This is a genomic window from Microbacter margulisiae (assembly GCF_014192515.1).
GTDB lineage: Bacteria > Bacteroidota > Bacteroidia > Bacteroidales > Paludibacteraceae > Microbacter > Microbacter margulisiae.
In genome coordinates this window covers 816,280-834,780 of the sequence record NZ_JACHYB010000001.1, presented here as the reverse complement: position 1 = coordinate 834,780, position 18,501 = coordinate 816,280, and the positions used below count along the sequence as shown (strand labels likewise).

The 18,501-nt window shown below is 38.7% G+C and carries 12 protein-coding genes, 1 pseudogene and 1 CRISPR repeat array; of the genes and pseudogenes, 11 read left to right on the top strand and 2 right to left on the bottom strand.

Features of this window, described 5'->3' with window-relative positions:
• Nucleotides 1-46: 46 nt before the first annotated feature.
• The 10 genes from FHX64_RS03495 (at nucleotide 47) to FHX64_RS03450 (ending at nucleotide 13,159) form a co-directional block, all read left to right on the top strand.
• Nucleotides 47-385 (top strand): hypothetical protein, encoded by a 339-nt coding sequence (locus tag FHX64_RS03495; RefSeq protein ID WP_183412445.1) that lies wholly within the window; start codon nucleotides 47-49, stop codon nucleotides 383-385.
• 199 nt (nucleotides 386-584) lie between these two features.
• The gene (locus tag FHX64_RS03490) at nucleotides 585-1,028 is read left to right on the top strand and encodes a DsrE family protein (RefSeq protein WP_183412444.1); all 444 of its coding nucleotides are present in this window, start codon (nucleotides 585-587) and stop codon (nucleotides 1,026-1,028) included.
• Between the two features lie 19 nt (nucleotides 1,029-1,047).
• Nucleotides 1,048-2,088 (top strand): TQO small subunit DoxD, encoded by a 1,041-nt coding sequence (locus FHX64_RS03485; RefSeq protein ID WP_183412443.1) that lies wholly within the window; start codon nucleotides 1,048-1,050, stop codon nucleotides 2,086-2,088.
• A gap of 308 nt (nucleotides 2,089-2,396) precedes the next feature.
• Entirely contained in the window at nucleotides 2,397-3,080 is a 684-nt protein-coding gene (locus FHX64_RS03480; RefSeq protein ID WP_183412442.1) for a hypothetical protein, read from the top strand.
• A gap of 352 nt (nucleotides 3,081-3,432) precedes the next feature.
• Entirely contained in the window at nucleotides 3,433-3,930 is a 498-nt protein-coding gene (locus FHX64_RS03475) for a hypothetical protein (protein ID WP_183412441.1), read from the top strand.
• Nucleotides 3,931-4,056: 126 nt separating this feature from the next.
• Nucleotides 4,057-4,487: direct repeats of the CRISPR family, unit length 47 nt; unit sequence GTTGTGATTTGCTTTCAGAATTGTATCTTTGACCGATTGATAACAAC.
• 399 nt (nucleotides 4,488-4,886) lie between these two features.
• The gene (locus tag FHX64_RS03470; RefSeq protein WP_183412440.1) at nucleotides 4,887-5,708 is read left to right on the top strand and encodes a hypothetical protein; all 822 of its coding nucleotides are present in this window, start codon (nucleotides 4,887-4,889) and stop codon (nucleotides 5,706-5,708) included.
• A gap of 172 nt (nucleotides 5,709-5,880) precedes the next feature.
• On the top strand, nucleotides 5,881-9,612 hold the full coding sequence (gene cas9, locus FHX64_RS03465; RefSeq protein ID WP_183412439.1) for a type II CRISPR RNA-guided endonuclease Cas9: 3,732 nt from the start codon (nucleotides 5,881-5,883) through the stop codon (nucleotides 9,610-9,612).
• A 420-nt stretch (nucleotides 9,613-10,032) separates the two neighbouring features.
• The gene (gene cas1, locus FHX64_RS03460) at nucleotides 10,033-10,965 is read left to right on the top strand and encodes a type II CRISPR-associated endonuclease Cas1 (protein ID WP_183412438.1); all 933 of its coding nucleotides are present in this window, start codon (nucleotides 10,033-10,035) and stop codon (nucleotides 10,963-10,965) included.
• Between the two features lie 239 nt (nucleotides 10,966-11,204).
• Entirely contained in the window at nucleotides 11,205-11,537 is a 333-nt protein-coding gene (cas2, locus tag FHX64_RS03455) for a CRISPR-associated endonuclease Cas2 (RefSeq protein WP_183412437.1), read from the top strand.
• 116 nt (nucleotides 11,538-11,653) lie between these two features.
• Nucleotides 11,654-13,159 carry an IMP dehydrogenase gene (locus FHX64_RS03450; protein ID WP_183412436.1) on the top strand — a complete coding sequence of 502 codons (1,506 nt, stop codon included), beginning with the start codon at nucleotides 11,654-11,656 and terminating at the stop codon, nucleotides 13,157-13,159.
• Between the two features lie 106 nt (nucleotides 13,160-13,265).
• Here the strand turns inward: FHX64_RS03450 and FHX64_RS03445 are convergent, their stop codons facing one another.
• Nucleotides 13,266-13,691 (bottom strand): 3'-5' exonuclease, encoded by a 426-nt coding sequence (locus tag FHX64_RS03445; RefSeq protein ID WP_183412434.1) that lies wholly within the window; start codon nucleotides 13,689-13,691, stop codon nucleotides 13,266-13,268.
• A gap of 222 nt (nucleotides 13,692-13,913) precedes the next feature.
• Between FHX64_RS03445 and FHX64_RS14285 the strand changes: the two are divergent.
• Nucleotides 13,914-14,870: pseudogene (locus FHX64_RS14285) on the top strand (IS4 family transposase); the annotation flags it as partial.
• 156 nt (nucleotides 14,871-15,026) lie between these two features.
• On the opposite strand, the gene FHX64_RS03440 reads toward FHX64_RS14285, so the two are convergent.
• Nucleotides 15,027-17,936 carry a UvrD-helicase domain-containing protein gene (locus FHX64_RS03440; RefSeq protein ID WP_183412433.1) on the bottom strand — a complete coding sequence of 970 codons (2,910 nt, stop codon included), beginning with the start codon at nucleotides 17,934-17,936 and terminating at the stop codon, nucleotides 15,027-15,029.
• Nucleotides 17,937-18,501: the final 565 nt, after the last annotated feature.

The window sequence follows — 18,501 nt, the reverse complement described above, 5'->3', positions numbered from 1 at the left end:
AAAGCGGGCAACATTTTTCCATATAAAATTGCTACATTTGCCACCAATGAAATTATCCTGGTCGAAATATTATAATCTTCTGTTTATTACCTTGGTGATACTGCTGGCTATTCCATGCCCGGTCAAAAAGGAAATAAAGCATAGCCTTCGTATAGAAACCAATCAACAAAACATTTACGGAAATATAAAAATAGCCTGTTCTAGCTTCTGTGAATTAAACCAACCTGTAAAACAGAAAAAAGATCAGACGCAGGATGTTCATTTTTCTATTGCATCCAGACAAGTATCCCCGGTTGTAATAGCTGAAAATATTCAGACTGACGGATTCTGTCGTCAAAAAGAAAAAATTCCTTCCTACCTGTTATTCGAGCGGCTTCTGATTTGATTGAAGCATTCACTGCTTAACTATTTGTCAAACAAGGAAAATCCGAAATAGAGTTTCCTTGTTGGGCGTTTTGTACCCGTTCAAAATTTTATCACAATTACAATAAAACAATTAATAACGAGACGAATATGACAAGATACTCCTTTTGATACGAGGAGAATGTTATTGGTCATGGCGTCTTTACAAAATTCACAAACTCATGAAATCATATATTATCATAGTTAGCATTTGCTTATCCATGTTTGGAACCAATATGTCCCAGGCTCAAACAAGAGAAAATGTTAACAAAACAGAACAGGCAATTAAGTCAAATGGAAAATACGCCCTGATGGTAATGAATGTCCAGCACTTCAAGGCAGGCATTCTAACAGGTAAAGAACTGAAGGAGAAAAGCTCCGGAATAGACTTTCAAATAGTTACTTGCGGGGAATTAGTGAAAGAGATCTCCCTGGATAAGGCCTTGCAAAATCTGGTTGTAGATGCGGTAAAACATTATGGATTGAAAATTCTTGCCTGTGGTTTATCTATCAAGCAGCTTGGCGTGGACAAATCACTACTTCCCGCGGAAATGCCTGTCATCGCAAACGGATTAATCTATATGCTTGGGCTGGAAGAAGAAGGTTACAAAACAATAGCTTTTTAATCCTTTAAATGGCACAACAATGAAAAATAATCATATACAATCCACCACTTCTGCCGGCTTTTTTACACTGGCGCTGCGGTTGGTTATCGGCTGGACATACTTTTCTGCTTTTTGGCGCAGATTGATATTGGCAAACAAACTGAATCCCGATATTCCGGGTTATATAGGAGAAAAGTTCAATCATTTTTTACCGAATGCATTGGGGATAAAACCCATGATCGAATTTTTGCTGTTGCATCCGCATCTGTTGTTGATATCAATGATGCTGTTCACTATCGTTGAAGCCACCTTGGGGTTATTTATTATGTCCGGCCTTTTCAGTCGATTGATGAGCATTGGCGTGTTTTTGCTTGCCATGGGAATTCTTTTAGGTTCTGGATGGCTTGGCACCACCTGCTTAGACGAATGGCAAATCGGCATATTAGGTATGGCGGGTGGGTTTACCTTGTTTCTGACAGGCAGTGATGCATTTTCATTAGACCATTACTTTATCCGAAAGGGATACGGATTTACCTCTAAATCCTGGTTTAAATGGCTGGGATCAGGTGCGTTGCCAATGAAAAATCCAAAATGGTTTGTCCTGGGTGGAGCTGTCTTTATTTTCGGAATGACGCTTTTCACAAATCAATATTTTCATGGAGGAGTCTGGGGTGCTTTGCACAATAAATCAGTAAAGCCTAAAATTGAAATTTCCAATGTCAAATGGCATAATTCGGAACTAACGTTTGATATATACCGGACAGAAGGAGTGGATGTTTATGGCTCTTTTTTGATAGGAATCGAAATTGACAATCAAAAGAATGAAGCTGTCAAATCATTGAATGAGCATGATTTAGCTAAATTCCCCTTAGCCAATATCCGAAACTATTATGTAGCAAAGGTGGTTCCCGGAAAGCATAGCTTAGTAGTTCCCTTAGGTGCTAAAGCAGAAATAAAAATAGATACCGGCGGACTGTCAACAGCCCAAAACTATACGTTGAAACTGATTGATATAAGTGGTATTGAATGGACGGCTCCTGTCAATCAGCCGATAACCTCCGACATTACTTCAGAAAATTGAATACCTCAATAGAGAGCTTCTTTTTGTATGTTTGTGATATTCCCCGGTCAGCATATAATCTGACACTACATGAGTAACCAGGATGTGTTGGCCGGGTATTCATCCTTATAAATTGAAAGGGAACTAGGAGATGTTCAGATATTCAAACCCATTTATTGTTGCTCCTATCATTGAGGTACAACAGGCCCGTCTTGTTTTATTCTCAAATCATGTTAAATCAGGATAATATTTGCATGCAAAAACATCACCGGCATGTTTTTTTTGTACGTTTGCCAAGTTAAAGTTACTAATAATGATTTGTTTATCGAATGAAAAAACTTATAATAATTATCATTTCATTATTGGCTTATAGCGCTGCCGGTTTCAGTCAATCTTTTGACGACAACAGTGTTCCAAAGCAGGTTGGTCAATCTCCTGATACGAAGAGTATATCCACTGATTCTTTGCATATGGTTCAGACCCGGGATATTTCTTTTGTGTCTTCCATAACACCTGCCTTTCAGTTGAATGATACGATTCCGACTGTAGTTCCTGTTTACTCCAATAAACTGTTTTCCCGCATGCCTTTTTTTGTCAACGAACAATTCTCGGTTGGTTTAGGCAAGACGTACAACAACTTCAAATACGAAAACATCACTTCATTCGGAACTACATTACTCTTTCATCCTGTATCAAAATTGAACATAGCTGTTACGCCAGTCATTTCACACTATCTTTTTGGATCACCACAACTGCCATCGTTTACAGATTTTTCCGCTACCATTAATGCCAGCTACGACGTTTCGAACCGAATGGTTATAAAGGGTTATGGTCAGGTGAGCACTGCCTCTAATAAATTTTTGGGATATCCTCCGTATGTGCCACAAAATGCCTGTGGAGTAGGGGTTTTGTATAAAGTCAATAAAAACATTGGTATTGAAGTTGACGTAGAACAATCCAAATCCAATGGTGTCTGGTACAATGAGCATAATGAATTGCCGACTGATTATTGACCCAATTCCTGCTTAGTTGCGTTAGGGGTCTTGTTTCAAACGATTACTCATCCTAATCCCCATTTTCTTCCTGTTTTTATTAGGAATGTAAACAATCATATGTTTTTTTGTTATTCAAAAAAAATAATTCTATATTTGTCCCTGAAATTTATTGTTAAAATCAATTTTTTTTGATTTTACTTTCATACCTGGATAACATATCATTCAGTAAAAAATAATTTTGAATTAATGATTGTATATCAATCTTTTATATCGTAATTTTATGTATGAAACATTATGTCTGTATGGCCAATATTGGAGTTTTGATATATAAATATTTTGTGAATATCAGTCTAACTTTACTTTTTGAATTATGAAAAAAACTTTGATTTCTGTTTTGTTTGCATTACTCATCATTTTGATGTTTCCCTCATGTGCTACTATTTTTAGCAAAAGTATTTATCCTGTTTCTATTAATACTTCTCCGGTAGGATCGAATATTTCTATAGTGAATAAAAAAGGGATTGAAGTATTTAAGGGTGTAAGTCCTGTTACTGTGAAGATGAAATCATCATCCGGTTATTTTAGTCCTGAACTATATCAGATTAAAATATCATCTCCGGGATTTGGAGAGAAAGTCGTTACTGTCTCCAGTAGTTTGGATGGATGGTATTTTGGAAATATTCTGTTAGGTGGTCTTATCGGAATGTTAATAGTTGATCCTGCTTCCGGCGCAATGTATACAATTAAAGACAGAAATATAAATGTGTCTTTAGATCACGCTACCTCTGCAAATAATGCTACATTGAACATTGTTGATTACAACGCGTTGTCACCTGATGCAAAGAAGGATTTGATTGCTATACATTAAACAATGTAATCTAAACATACCCTACTATCTCAAGTTATTGGAGCAATAGTAGGGTTTTATTTTGAGAAATTGTATCTTTGACCGATTGATAACAACACAACGGTATTTCAAGATAATCCATGTCCTGTTGTGATTTGCTTTCAGAATTGTATCTTTGACCGATTGATAACAACTGCTTTTTTGGCGGTTGATTTCCTCAACGGTTGTGATTTGCTTTCAGAATTGTATCTTTGACCGATTGATAACAACCAAAGTAGCTACCATGTATGGGATACAACGGTTGTGATTTGCTTTCAGAATTGTATCTTTGACCGATTGATAACAACTCATATCACAACAACTATCGCGATGACGTTGTTGTGATTTGCTTTCAGAATTGTATCTTTGACCGATTGATAACAACCAAACTATATTCATCAATACGGCGGTTAATGTTGTGATTTGCTTTCAGAATTGTATCTTTGACCGATTGATAACAACTTTTCGCTCGTATTTCACGAAAAACGATTTGTTGTGATTTGCTTTCAGAATTGTATCTTTGACCGATTGATAACAACATACCTGCTATTATCAATCATTAAATCAAAACTTTACATGAAAAATTAGAATTAAAAAATCAACCGGTAATCATTGATGTTATCTATAAAAACCTGCACTTTTTACGTTGCAGGTTTTTTTATTTCCCTTCCTGTTTTGTCTTCGGCTTAAAGCATTTTCCTTTACCTTTCCTCCCTATTTGAAGTATGTTTCATCCCATGACACTTCTCTATATCAATATATAACTTACAGTTATATTACAAAGATATCACAATAAATAAATAGTGATAATACAAACTTATTAATACTGTGTTATCTCCATAATATTTTACTATATGGGTATCACCTATTTACGCTATATTGTATATTTGCACTTAAGTTAATAGCAATGATGATAACAGTAACCAAACAGTAACACTATGGCACGGTTAAAAGGTACTTTACAAATAACGGGAGGATTAACCAATTTGTCTTTTTATACAATAAAAGGAAGCGACCAGGTGTATGTACGCACCAAAGGAGGTCCTTCGGCAAGGCAGATGAAGACAGGAAAAAGCTTTGCCCTTGTTCGCAAACACCAGGTGGAATGGGGCGCTTGTGTCATGTTTTCGAGGGCACTGAAAGAAACGATCAGGGAGGTGGCCAGACTGGGGGATTTCAATGTATCGCCGTTTTGGAACGGATTAGGGAAAAAGATTATTGCATTGGATCCGCAACATCCATTGGGGGAGCGGAGCCTGCAACTTACCCGGTGTGCCGATTGTCTAACCGGTTATAACCTGAACAAAAGTTTTCCTTTCAACTCGATATTTCGCGGGGCGTTACAATTTGACCCGGATAAGGAACTGATGCGTTTACGGGTAACCGTACCGCGTATCAATACAGCCAACGATTTGTACAACGTACAGAAACTGCCATATTTCCGGCTTGTGTTTTCCTTTGGGTTTCTGGCCAATCTCGAATGTAGTCTGGATGACAAAGACCCGAAATATTTTCCTGAAAACGATATAACAGCATGGACAACCACCAAGAGCCTGACGACAGACTGGCTACCTGCTACCGGCATTATTGACGGACAAACTTATGAAATAATGCTGGATACCGCCCTGAAAGAAGAAGACAAAAAGCATGTAACCTTTGTGACGGCGGCAGGAATTCAATTTGGCAATACCAGTCTGGGTGGCTCCATAGAAGTCGTGAAAAATGCGTGCTGTGGAAAGATTGTCATAGCAGAATCATAAACAAAGGCGAGTTGCCCCGCCTTACATGTTTTCACAACGGAATAATCCTTATTGTGATTTGCTTCAGAATTATGATGTAAAGATATACAAAAAAATCATTCAGAAAAAATTGTTGATCAAAATACTGTTTTTAACTTTATAGCCTACTAGAAAGCACTTAAAATATAGCATCATGAAAAGAATTTTAGGACTGGATTTAGGGTCATCATCTATCGGTTGGGCGTTCATAGAAGAAGATCAACAAAAGACTACTATTATAGGCTTGGGCAGCAGAATAATCCCTTATGAAGGAACTGAGGGAAAAGATTTTGCAAAAGGTACGGGCGAAAGCAGAAATTCACTTCGCACGAAAGCCAGAACTGCCCGAAAAGGATATGACCGATATCAATTACGAAGAAAGTATCTTGTTGATGCTTTAGTAAAAGCAAATATGTTTCCCGACGAATCATTAAAGAATCTACCTAAAATAGAACTTTGGGCATTGCGAGACAAAGCCGTCCATTCACAAATAACCCTCAAAGAACTTGGTCGCCTATTATTGTGGCTCAATCAAAAGCGAGGTTATAAAAGCAGCCGCAGCGATGCAAACTTAGGGAAGAAAGATACTGAATATGTGGCTACTGTAAAAAGCAGACATGAAAAAATAAAGGAACTAAATCTGACTATCGGACAATACTTTTACAAAGAATTATCCAAAGATTCTTTTTTCAAAGTCAAAGAAAATATCTTTCCCCGCGAGGCATATATTGAAGAGTTTGACACTATTTGTAGTACACAAAAACAATTTTATCCCGAGATACTAAATGACGAATTTATTTCAAAACTCCGAAACGAAATTATTTATTACCAACGACCTTTAAAATCGCAAAAAGGTTTGGTTTCGGTTTGCGATTTTGAAGGTTTTTGGCGGACAGCTAAAGATGGAAAAGAATATTTTGTTGGGCCAAAAGTTGCTCCTAAAAGTTCGCCTATCTATCAACTGTCCAAAATGTGGGAGAATATCAACAACATCAAAGTCGGTTCAAGATTGGGTGGAGACATTGAAATAACAGCGGAACAGAAACAAGCAATCTTTCAGCACTTAGATAACAATGAAAAACTAACAGTTACTGATTTATTGAAAATCCTTCAACTCGACAGAAAGAATTGTCATGTCAACAAACAGATAGAAAAAGGATTAGTTGGAAATATTACAAAACATGCTATTCGTCAGTGTTTGGGCGATCCGACACAATACAACCACCTTTTGAGGTTGAATTTAGATATTATTGAAAGCGATAAAAAAGGTTATCTTGTTGACAAAAAATCAGTTGAAATCCTGAATGAGAAATCAACGCAATACATTGATGCAAACGTTGAACATGAACCCCTTTATCAACTGTGGCATACTATCTATTCTATTCAGGACAAACAGGAATGTAGCAATGCTTTGCAAGCCAAGTTTAAAATTGATCCAACCATAGCCGACAAGTTGGCAGATATTGATTTCAGCAAACATGCTTTTGGAAACAAATCGGCAAAAGCTATTCGTAAAATTCTACCCTACTTGATGGAAGGTGATAAATACAGCGAAGCCATGAGTTATGCTGGCTACGAACATTCAGATTCTTTGACCAAAGATGAGAATTTGAAAAGGAAATTACTGGATCAACTCAAGCCAATACAGAAAAACTCTCTTCGCCAACCCATTGTCGAAAAGATATTAAACCAAATGGTGAACGTGGTGAATGCGATTATCAAAGAGCATGGCAAGCCGGACGAAATAAGAGTAGAACTTGCCCGTGAATTGAAACAAAGCAAAGAAGAACGCAATGATACGGATAAAGCCATGAGCAAGCGGCAACGTGAAAATGAAAATATTACCAAACGATTAGCCGAATATGGATTGAAAGCAACCAGAAATAACATTATCAAATGGAGATTGTATGAAGAAATTGATAATGAAGAAAAGAAACTGAATGCTGTTTGTATTTATTGCGGTCAACCCATTTCATTGACCGAAGCAATTAAAGGAAACGATGTAGATATTGAACACATTATTCCAAAATCAAAACTGTTTGACGATTCACAGAGCAATAAAACACTGGCTCACCGTCATTGTAACAAAAACAAGAATGACATGACTGCCTATGATTTTATGAAAACAAAGCCAACGGAAGTATTTAACGAATATGTAAACCGTGTCAATGAATTATATGCAAACCATGTGATCAACAAAACCAAACGAGATAAACTTTTGATGCCCGAAGATAAAATACCTGATAATTTTATAGATCGTCAACTTCGGGAAAGTCAATATATTTCGCGAAAAGCGAGAGAGATACTTCAAACCATTTGTCATAACGTATGGGCTACCAGTGGTACAGTTACTGCTGAACTTCGACATTTATGGGGTTGGGACGAAATTACAATGAATCTTCAGTTTGAAAAATACAAACAACTGGGATTAACCGAAATGGTGGAATGGGAAAGTGAACACGGCAAAAACAAGCATCAGAAAGAAGTTATTTCGGGATGGACTAAACGGGATGATCATCGCCACCATGCCATTGATGCATTGACAATAGCATGTACCAAACAAGGCTACATTCAACGCTTCAATACATTGAGTGCTGTAAAGACCAGAGAAGATATGAAAAACACTATTGAAGAACGTTCAGTTGTTTTCAATGAAAAACGTTCATTACTCGAAAAATATATAATCAGCGAGCAGCCTATAGAAGTTGCCGATGTTGAAGAAGCTGTCGCTAATATTCTAATCTCATTTAAATCAGGGAAAAAGGTAGCTGTAATTGGTAAACGTAAAATTGGTAAACGAGGAAATAAGAAGGTAGTTCAAACAGGAATAATTATTCCACGCGGTTCACTTAGCGAAGATAGTGTTTATGGAAAGATTAAAACCATTGATGTAAGGAAGCCAATCAAATATGTTTTCGAGAATCCTCAATTAATTGTAAAGCCTTATATTAAACAATTGGTTGAAGAAAGAATTGATAGTCATAATGGGGACATCAAAAAAGCAATTGCTTCAATGAAAAACAACCCCATTTACCTAAACAAAGACAAAGAAATTATTCTTGAGTACGCTTCATGCTATAAAACTGAATACGTTATTAAATACACAGTAGATATCAATTTCAACAAAATAGACAAAGTAATTGATGGTAAGATAAAAAACATATTACAACAACGCCTTGATAAATTCGGCGGAAAAGCCAAAGAAGCATTTAAAGATGTTCAATTAAGTGACAAATCTATCATCAAATGGTATGAAGATGAGGGGTTGAAACGTCCAATTAAATCAGTTCGTTGCTTTACCGGATTATCTGCTGTTGTTCCTGTCAAAAAAGATGAAGCAGGCAAAGACATTGGATTTGTAAAACCCGGTAATAATCATCACATTGCTATTTATACTGATAAGGATGGTAACAGATTTGAGCATGTTTGTACATTCTGGCACGCTGTAGAACGAAAAAAATATGGAATTCCCGTAATCATTAAAGATGCAGCCGAAATTTGGGATAAGATTCAACTCCAACCAGAAGGTACTTATCCAGAGAGTTTCCTTGAAAAGTTGCCTGATGTTCAATTAAAACTGGAATTAAGTATGCAACAAAATGAGATGTTTGTATTGGGAATGGCAAGTGAAGATATTCAATTGGCAATTGAAACGAATGATTACAAAACTATTAGTGATAAATTGTATAGAATGCAGAAGATGTCACTTAAACCAAGTAGCGGACAAATTGATTTAGTCTTTAGACATCATCTAGAAACTCAGATTGTTGATGATATTAGCTCTAAAGAAAGCAAAAGATTCATTAATATTCAAAGCTTAGGAACATTATTTGGGTTAAATCCATACAAGCTCAAAATCGACCGTCTTGGAAACATCTCTCTTTGATCAACGATAAACTTTTTCAAAGTTTTAGAACGTTGGGAAAGTTGAAAGAAACAACCATTAAAACCTATAAATGGGGAAATTACAGTTTAATTGCTTGTATCATATTTTCAACCATGCCAACGGGTTTAAAAGTGTGTTTCGAGAGGATGAAAACTGGTGGTATTTTCTGGAGTGATACAGGCTGTATACATTTCTCATAGCCTAGAAATCAACCTTTTGTCGGATGTTGAACAATTCTATCCAGAGATATGTTTCCACAAACAGGAGGCGTGCGAGGCGTTGATTCGAAATTAGAAAAAGAGTAATGTGGTAGTGGTAGAAAAGATCGTAAAGGCATTTGGCGGTATGGCGCTTTTTGAACATGCACATAAAATCTCGAAAAATTCAACCAGATAGTTCATCTTGAAATTCCTGTAGATCATGATTAAACGGACGCTTTATTTCGGAAATCCGGCTTATTTGTCAAAGCGGAATGAACAGTTGGTAATCAAATTACCAGAGGTGGCGAAGAACGATACTCTACCCGAATCGTTTAAGCAAAAGAGCGAAGTTACCGTTCCTATTGAAGATATTGGGGTAGTGGTGCTCGATCATCAACAGATTACACTAACCCATGGTCTGATGGATAGTCTGCTTTCAAACAATGCCGCAGTAATTACATGCGACGGAAACCGCATGCCTGCTGGATTGCTGCTCCCCTTGTCAGGCAATACGACACAGCGGGAACGGTGGCACGACCAGATTGAAGCTTCCGAACCATTGAAAAAACAACTCTGGCAACAGACGATCAAAGCCAAGATTCATAATCAAACCGCCTTGTTGGAACGTCGTAGAGATGTCAATACCAAAAACATGCATTATTGGTCGGATGTAGTAAAAAGCGGGGATGTGGAAAATCATGAAGCCAGGGCTGCGGCTTACTATTGGAGTAATCTTTTCCCTTCGTTGCCTGATTTTCGAAGGGGCAGGGAAGAGGAGCCTCCCAATAACCTGCTCAATTACGGGTATGCCATTCTGAGAGCTGTGGTGGCCCGTTCACTGGTTAGTTCGGGTCTGCTGCCCACATTTGGCATCCATCACAGAAACCGCTACAACGCCTATTGTTTGGCAGATGACGTGATGGAACCCTACCGTCCTTATGTGGACGATATGGTATATGATATTGTGGATAAGGGAACCGATTACCGGGAACTGACAAAGGATATTAAGCAAAGGCTGTTACAGATACCCACTATCGAAGTTGTAATTGAGGGAGAGAGAAGTCCGTTAATGGTAGGAGTGCAGCGGACAACAGCATCCCTTTACAGATGTTTTAGTGGGGAATTACGGAAAATAAGTTATCCGACGTTTTGAAGAATGCATGAAATTAAGAAATGGCAAAACAAAACAAAGAGGAATTAGGAAGGAGAATGTGATTACGTGATTCAAACGAAGAGTTTTGATTTTGTTATTCGGATTGTGAGGTTGAACAAATATTTGATAATTTGACTGAAAGAGTTTGTGTTGTCAAAAATAATTTCTGGGAAGTGTACCTTCCCTTGATGCTGATGTTGAAGAGGCGGATTCCTTATTCCTTTATTCTGTTCTTATTTATGGATCGTTTTAATGAATACAGAATCATGTGGGTAATGGTATTTTTTGATTTGCCTACGGAGACTAAGAAAGAACGCAAAATATATGCTGATTTTCGTAAAAAGATGCTGAAAGACGGATTTACCATGTTTCAGTTCTCCATCTATTTGCGTCATTGTCCTAGCCGGGAGAATGCAGAGGTTCACATCAAAAGGGTGAAGGAGGCATTACCAGAAAAAGGGAATATTGGCATTTTGACAGTTACAGATAAACAGTTTGGAATGATGGAGCTCTTTCAGGGACAGAAAGTAAAAAAACCGGACACCCCATACCAACAGCTGGAGTTGTTTTAGCCGAGCAGGGGAGGATACTTGTGAACTGAATCGCATTCTGACGAAATAAGCCCTTGCCGGATATCCATTTTTGGCTACCTTTACAAACTTTTATTTCAAATTCAATCAAGAACTATATGGCAAAATATTTGGAAGACATTTCAAGAACCTTCAGTGAGTATTTACTAATTCCGGGGTTGACTACCCACGAGTGTTCCCCCTCGAATATATTGTTGAAGGCCCCCCTTGTGAAGTTTCGTAAAGGAGAACAGGCGCCTATCTCTCTGAACGTGCCTTTTGTTTCAGCAATCATGCAATCGGTTTCTGATCATAACATGGCTATTGCATTGGCCCGCAATGGAGGGCTTTCTTTTATTTTTGGCTCGCAAGCTATTGAATCACAGGCTGAAATGGTTAGAAAGGTGAAAACCTATAAAGCAGGGTTTGTTGTGAGCAACGCTAACCTAACCCCGGACCATACCTTACGTAATGTGATTGAGCTGAAAGAAAGATCAGGACATGGAACTATTGGAATTACTGAAGACGGGACTTCACAGGGAAAACTCCTGGGAATTGTAACCGGAAGGGATTACCGTGTGACCAGGGATGATCCTGATAAAAAGGTAAAAGAATTTATGACCCCGTTTTCAAAGCTTATCACCGGCGAATTTGGTATTTCCATTACCGAAGCCAATGATATTATATGGGAGCATAAACTCAATTGCCTTCCCATAATTGATAAAGAGCAGAATTTAAAATATTTTGTATTCCGAAAAGATTACGAAAATCACAAGGAGAACCCGAATGAACTTTCTGACGATAACATGAAATTGCTTGTTGGTGCAGGAATCAATACTCGCGACTATAAAGAGCGTGTCCCCCGGTTGCTTGAAGCCGGAGTAGATATCATGTGTATCGACTCTTCCGATGGGTTTTCAGAATATCAGAAAGATACGCTTCATTATATCAAATCTGCTTTTGGTGAACATGTAAAAGTCGGAGCAGGCAACGTTGTCGATCGTGATGGCTTTATATACCTTGCCGAAGCAGGCGCCGATTTTGTGAAAGTGGGTGTAGGCGGAGGGTCTATTTGTATAACCAGGGAACAGAAAGGGATTGGCCGTGGACAGGCGACTGCTCTTATTGAAGTAGCAGCCGCGCGTGACGAATACTTTGAAAAAACCGGGATATATGTACCTATTTGTTCGGATGGAGGGATTGTTCAGGATTATCACATGGTGCTTGCTTTAGCTATGGGTGCCGATTTTTTGATGATGGGACGATACTTTGCCCGCTTTGACGAAAGTCCGACACGGAAACTGATGGTGAACGGAAATTACATGAAAGAATACTGGGGAGAAGGCTCGAACCGAGCGCGTAACTGGCAACGTTACGATATGGGAGGAAGCGAAAACCTGAAATTTGAAGAAGGGGTTGACAGTTTCGTTCCATATGCTGGTAAATTGAAAGACAATCTGAATATTACATTGGGAAAGATTAAATCAACGATGAGTAGTTGTGGTGTAATGGATTTGAATGATTTAAAGCGAAATGCGAAGATTACCCTTGTTTCATCTACAAGTATTATCGAAGGTGGTGCACATGACGTGGTCGTAAAAGATAATAGAAGCACAAACGGATAACCGGATTCAATTACAGGTTGTTTTTATCCTAATTGGGAATGAAAATTGAACCTATTTTTTACATAGGAAGTGGAAGTGCGGTTTTAAGCTGTACCTCCACTTCTGTTTAAAACAGGTTCAACTGCCCTTCGTCTTTTTTGTTTCTTTTCGGGATATTCGGCTGAATTTGTTTGGAATATCCGGGACTGAATTCTGCTAGGAAGGGTGATGGTTTCATCTCTTTTTCCGTGCCGTACAGCCTCCTTTTTTTGCAATGGACTATTTGCAACTCCTCTTTAGCGCGTGTCATTGCCACGTAAAACAGGCGACGTTCTTCTTCCAGATTGCTATCCTGTCGATCGAGCGGGGTGATTCCTTCTTCAGCTCCTGCAATGATGACGACTGGAAATTCAAGTCCTTTGGCAGCATGGAAAGTTAACAGTCGTACGCCGCCGCTATTCAACCTACCCATATCGGTATAGGGTGATAAAATAAGCTTCTGCAGGAAAACAGCCGTATTTTCAGCGGTGTCCGAGGCGGCCTTAAGGAGCATTTCCCTTTTGATGATCACATCCTCTGCCAGCACGCCGGCAATGTCATTAAGTTAGCGATATAATTATCTGATTATCAACAATAAACGCTTGTGTATATGAGTTATTTTTTGTATATTTGTTTCAGAATCAAATAGTTATTATCATGAAAAAAAACGCCGGAAAGTATATTGGAACTGATAAGGAAAAGAGTATTTTCGCAGGAAATAGTTTTAAAGTTCAGAATGTTAGAGACAGATTTTACAAGAAACAGGAAGCAATCATTTCACAGCACCATTGTCTTTATGATAAATTTTCTCACTAAAAGTCTTTCGGTTGAGATAGCTAACTTTATTAGTTTCATAAAGTACAATATGCCTGGTGCTTCGATAAATGGTATTACAAAAAGTGCTTTTGTACAGTATCGAAAAAAAATAAAACCTGAAGTATTTAAATCACTTTCAGATAGTTTGATTGAGGAGTTTTATACAGACAATGATGCATCGATAAAGCTCTGGAATGGATTTAGGTTGTTGGCTATTGATGGGTCAAGATTGGTTTTGCCCGATACTCAGGAGTTGGAAAGCATTTATGGCAGGACTAAAAACCAATCTGAAACAGGAGTGGTACAGGCAAGAATATCGGTATTGTACGATGTTTTGAATCGGTTTGTCCTGGATGGTGTTTTAGCTCCACTGTCAACTGGAGAGAGTGTTTTGGCGTTGAATCATTTGGTTTTTGCAAAAGCTAACGACTTGATTATTTACGATAGAGGTTATCCTTCTTTCAATTTGATTTATGAGCATTTTGAAAAAGGAGTAGATTTTCTCATCCGGGTTAAAGCTGATTTTAGTAACCTCACCCGGGAATTTTACCAGAGTGGACTACAGTCAGCTATTGCTCGAATGCAACCTGGAAAGAACATAAAACTGTCGGATAAACCGTATTCGAAGAATGCATTCAAAGAAGTTCGGTTGGTTCGGGTTGAACTACCTGATGGAGAAATAGAAATACTGATAACTTCTTTGTTTGATTCAAAAAAATATCCAGTCTCTTTATTTAAAGAACTGTATTTTTTAAGGTGGGGAGTAGAAACGTTTTATGATGAATTGAAGAACAAGATAAAAATAGAACATTTTTCAGGCTATTCAGAGCATTGTATATTGCAGGATTTTTATGCAGCCTTATTTGTGTCAAACGTTCAGAGTTTAATCGTTGGAGACATAAATGATGAATTAGCCAAAGAATCAACCAAATATCAATATCAATACAAAGTCAATAGCAATTTATCATACGGCTTTCTCAAAGACAGGATAATTTTACTGTTTTTCTCGGAAAAGGATATGAACGAAATAGTATCAGAACTCAAAGCGTTGTTTAAAAAACACACGATACCAATACGACCAAATAGAAGATTTGAAAGAGATACTGACAAATACAGAAAAAGAGGTAAACCGAAGTTGCTGAAAAACAATAAAAATACTTTCTGATGGCCTTAACTTAATGACATTGAGCACGCCGGTAAGCGGGAGAAAGAAATCCAGCAACGGCTCCAGAACCGTGCCGGGATTGCTTGTTTCGAAACCGGATGATAATTGACGGTAGAGCAATATCCACTCTCTCCAACGCTGATCATCGGAAAGATGCTCAAAGTCAATGCTTCTTTCCATCATGCTTTTCAGTATAAATTGCTTTTGTTCCTTTGTGATGGATAAAAGATGATCAATCAATCGGGACAGCGCAACCATATTATGTTCATTTTGCAATAACTGCAAAGCATTTGCTACCAGATCAAAAGGTGTCTCCGACAGAAAAGAGCTTCCATCACTTAGTAACACTGGAATGCCTTTTGCCTTTAATTGATGGATAATCTGGCTACCAATCCGATGGGTTCGATATAAAACGGCAATATCCGAGAAAGCATAATCATAGTCGGATAAGAGTTGTCCGGTACTTAGGGCATCAACGCCACCGACATAGTTTAATATCTGAGTTGCAATGTAATTGGCTTCTTCTGTGGCATTTCCCGCTACGTATTGCTTGATTTCAACGTCTGATGTTTTCACTGCTTCGGCATGCGTTTCGCCTGCAAGAGAATTATGCCGGATCACTTCATCTGCAGCTTTCAGAATGGAAGGCGGCGTGCGGTAGTTCTTCTGCAGCATAATGCGGGTAGCCTGCAAATCAGTTTCCGCTTTGTAAAAGAGTCGTATGTCGGAGCCCCGGAACCCGTAAATAGATTGGTTAGGATCGCCAATAGTGAAAACATGCTTCCCGGAAGCAAGCAACCGGACAAATTCATATTGCACCGGGTTACTGTCCTGAAACTCATCTACCGCAAGGCATTTATACTTTTGGGTGAAGCTTTTCTGTGAGTTTTTCAATTCATTATTCGCCTGCCAGATGATTGCCGACAGATCGACCGCATGGTTATCGCGGAGGAACTGATGGTAGGTCTCAAAATGCGTCGAGAATTCCTTTTGATCGGGGTCAATACCTTCGTGATACTTTTCGTAGGCGTAGGAAAGTTTTTTATGTCCGGCATTGTCCATTTCAGGAAAAAGAATGTTGAATAGGCTGATGCGACTGGTTTGGTCGTAAATAGTTCCTGTTTCAGGGTACATTTCTTTCAGAAAACCGTATGCAATAGCATGAAAGGTGCCGACCATTATCCGGTTTGCTTTGTCTCCGATTTGTTTTTGCAGCCGCACCCTAAGTTCATCAGCAGCTTTGTTGGTAAAGGTGATTGCAATAATTGTATCCGGCAGGATACCTTTTTCTTCAATCTGGAAAGCAATCCATTGGATCAGGGTTTTTGTTTTTCCAGTGCCCGGTCCGGCAATGACAAGCGTATTCTTTTCTTCCTGTATAGCCTGCTGTTGCTTTGTGTTAGGTTTTTGTTCTTCCCCTTTTTTTTCTGGCAATGCTGCCGGTTGTTGGAGGGAGTAACTTTGTTCCGGTTCAACAACATTAGCAACGGATATCTCTTCGTCAAAAAGGTTTTCCTGACCTGTAAAACGTGCTATTTCGCCAGCATTAAAGATGGAGATGGTGCCGTATTCGCCGTCGTAACCTCCTTGCGGATGAACTTCCTCAGCGCGTAAACGCCGGATAGCTTCTGCAAGTAGGACATTTGATTTAGCTTTTATCTCTTCAACCGGTACAACGTGTAACAGATCAAATTCATTGCCGAAAGTTGAAATTACGCGCGTAAATTCTTGCATCACGCCTTTTGAGGCAGTAGATGAACCTTCAATTTGGGCGAGGATCTCGGGCAAAGGAACAATATACTTAAAACCGGGAGCATTGGTCGGTTGTTCAGCCGAAGGCCTGTCTGCGAGCGTTTCAATCCGGTTGAGTACCCCAATCGTAAGCGGTTTGCCGCAGACTGGACAAATATTTTTCAGTTTGAAACTCTCCTGAGGTGTCAGGGAGATATTACATTTACGATGTCCGTCCAGATGATATTTCCCTTCTTCAGGAAAGAACTCATATGTGCCGCAGAAACCTTGCCTGCTTTTCAACGCTTCGAACATGGCATAATACGATAACTCCGTATCAAATACATTGGCTTCCCTTCCCATCTTTTGAGGTGAATGTGCATCTGAATTGGAGACCAGCGTGTACCGGTCGAGTGAAGATAACTTCCAGTTCATGGCTGGATCGGAAGAAAGGCCTGTTTCCAGGGCAAAGATGTGGTTGGACAAGTCGCGGAAGCACTCTTCAATGCTGTCATAACCCCCTTTCGAACCCAGTGTGGAGAACCAGGGCGTCCAAACATGCGCTGGAATCAGATGGGCATCTTGTGAGCTTTCGAGTACGATTTCAAGCAGATCTCTTGAGGGAAGCCCCAAAATCGGTCGTCCGTCCGAAGCAAGGTTCCCGATTTGGCTCAGACGTGCATTGATTCTTTTTGCGGTATCAAAATCGGGCGCCAGCACAATGTTATGATTCTTCCTGACTTTGTCTCCGTATTTGTAAATGGATGCGATTTCTGTGCTAAGGCAAAACCGCACGTCGATACCTTGGGGTTTGATGCCGGGGACTCCTTCTTCATGAGGAGGATTTTTCAAACGAAAAAGCCCGTTCCCATCCGGTTCGAGTCTGTCTTCCAGTTCTTTGAGCCATCCCGGATGAGTAAAATCGCCAGTACCCAGCACATGGATACCTTTGATTTTTGCCCATTGATACAGGGTATCAAGATTCAGATCTTTGCTGGTTGCTCTTGAATAGTGGGAGTGAAGATGAAAGTCGGCAAAAAATTTCATGTGTTAATTGAGCGTCGAACTCATGTCAACATTTAATCATTGGCTTGTGCGCCTTGAATTCAGTCATGAGCGTTCATCCATTTTCAATGCTTTCATGTTTTTCCATTGTTTACAGACAGCTAAATTACAGCTTTTTTTATTTTCTGGTGTGGGTGTGGATATAATTTTTTTTTTGTTCTGCCTGTGGGGAAGCTTTAAAACTAAAAATGGGATTCAAAATGTAATGTACCCTAAACGTTAGACAAGAAATTTTTGAGATACAATTCATTTTGAACACCCCACATCTTTGATCCACCTATCCGGACAGAGAAGAAAACAGAAATTAGTCAAAAGTATTTTTTTAGAAGTGGTTATCTCATCATCGCTTATAATGGACAAACAAGTGTAGCGTGATTTTTATAATAGAAGAATACCTGCCTGTTGACAGTGTCAATCAGTAATTGATTTAATTTTTTATTGAAGATGGAACCACATACTTCTACTTCTTTTATGCGCCAATCCTGTTAATCTTGATCAAAAAATACCAAAATGCAGAAATATGCCTATTTTTGCATTCTCTTGATGT

What these genes read in the sequence shown, in the direction of transcription:
- FHX64_RS03490 (WP_183412444.1), top strand. Translation starts at nt 585, where the DNA reads ATGAAATCATATATTATCATAGTTAGCATTTGCTTATCCATGTTTGGA.
- FHX64_RS03450 (WP_183412436.1), top strand. Translation starts at nt 11,654, where the DNA reads ATGGCAAAATATTTGGAAGACATTTCAAGAACCTTCAGTGAGTATTTA.
- cas9 (WP_183412439.1), top strand. Translation starts at nt 5,881, where the DNA reads ATGAAAAGAATTTTAGGACTGGATTTAGGGTCATCATCTATCGGTTGG.
- FHX64_RS03495 (WP_183412445.1), top strand. Translation starts at nt 47, where the DNA reads ATGAAATTATCCTGGTCGAAATATTATAATCTTCTGTTTATTACCTTG.
- FHX64_RS03475 (WP_183412441.1), top strand. Translation starts at nt 3,433, where the DNA reads ATGAAAAAAACTTTGATTTCTGTTTTGTTTGCATTACTCATCATTTTG.
- FHX64_RS03445 (WP_183412434.1), bottom strand. Translation starts at nt 13,691, where the DNA reads ATGCTCCTTAAGGCCGCCTCGGACACCGCTGAAAATACGGCTGTTTTC.
- FHX64_RS03440 (WP_183412433.1), bottom strand. Translation starts at nt 17,936, where the DNA reads ATGAAATTTTTTGCCGACTTTCATCTTCACTCCCACTATTCAAGAGCA.
- cas2 (WP_183412437.1), top strand. Translation starts at nt 11,205, where the DNA reads ATGGATCGTTTTAATGAATACAGAATCATGTGGGTAATGGTATTTTTT.
- cas1 (WP_183412438.1), top strand. Translation starts at nt 10,033, where the DNA reads ATGATTAAACGGACGCTTTATTTCGGAAATCCGGCTTATTTGTCAAAG.
- FHX64_RS03470 (WP_183412440.1), top strand. Translation starts at nt 4,887, where the DNA reads ATGGCACGGTTAAAAGGTACTTTACAAATAACGGGAGGATTAACCAAT.
- FHX64_RS03485 (WP_183412443.1), top strand. Translation starts at nt 1,048, where the DNA reads ATGAAAAATAATCATATACAATCCACCACTTCTGCCGGCTTTTTTACA.
- FHX64_RS03480 (WP_183412442.1), top strand. Translation starts at nt 2,397, where the DNA reads ATGAAAAAACTTATAATAATTATCATTTCATTATTGGCTTATAGCGCT.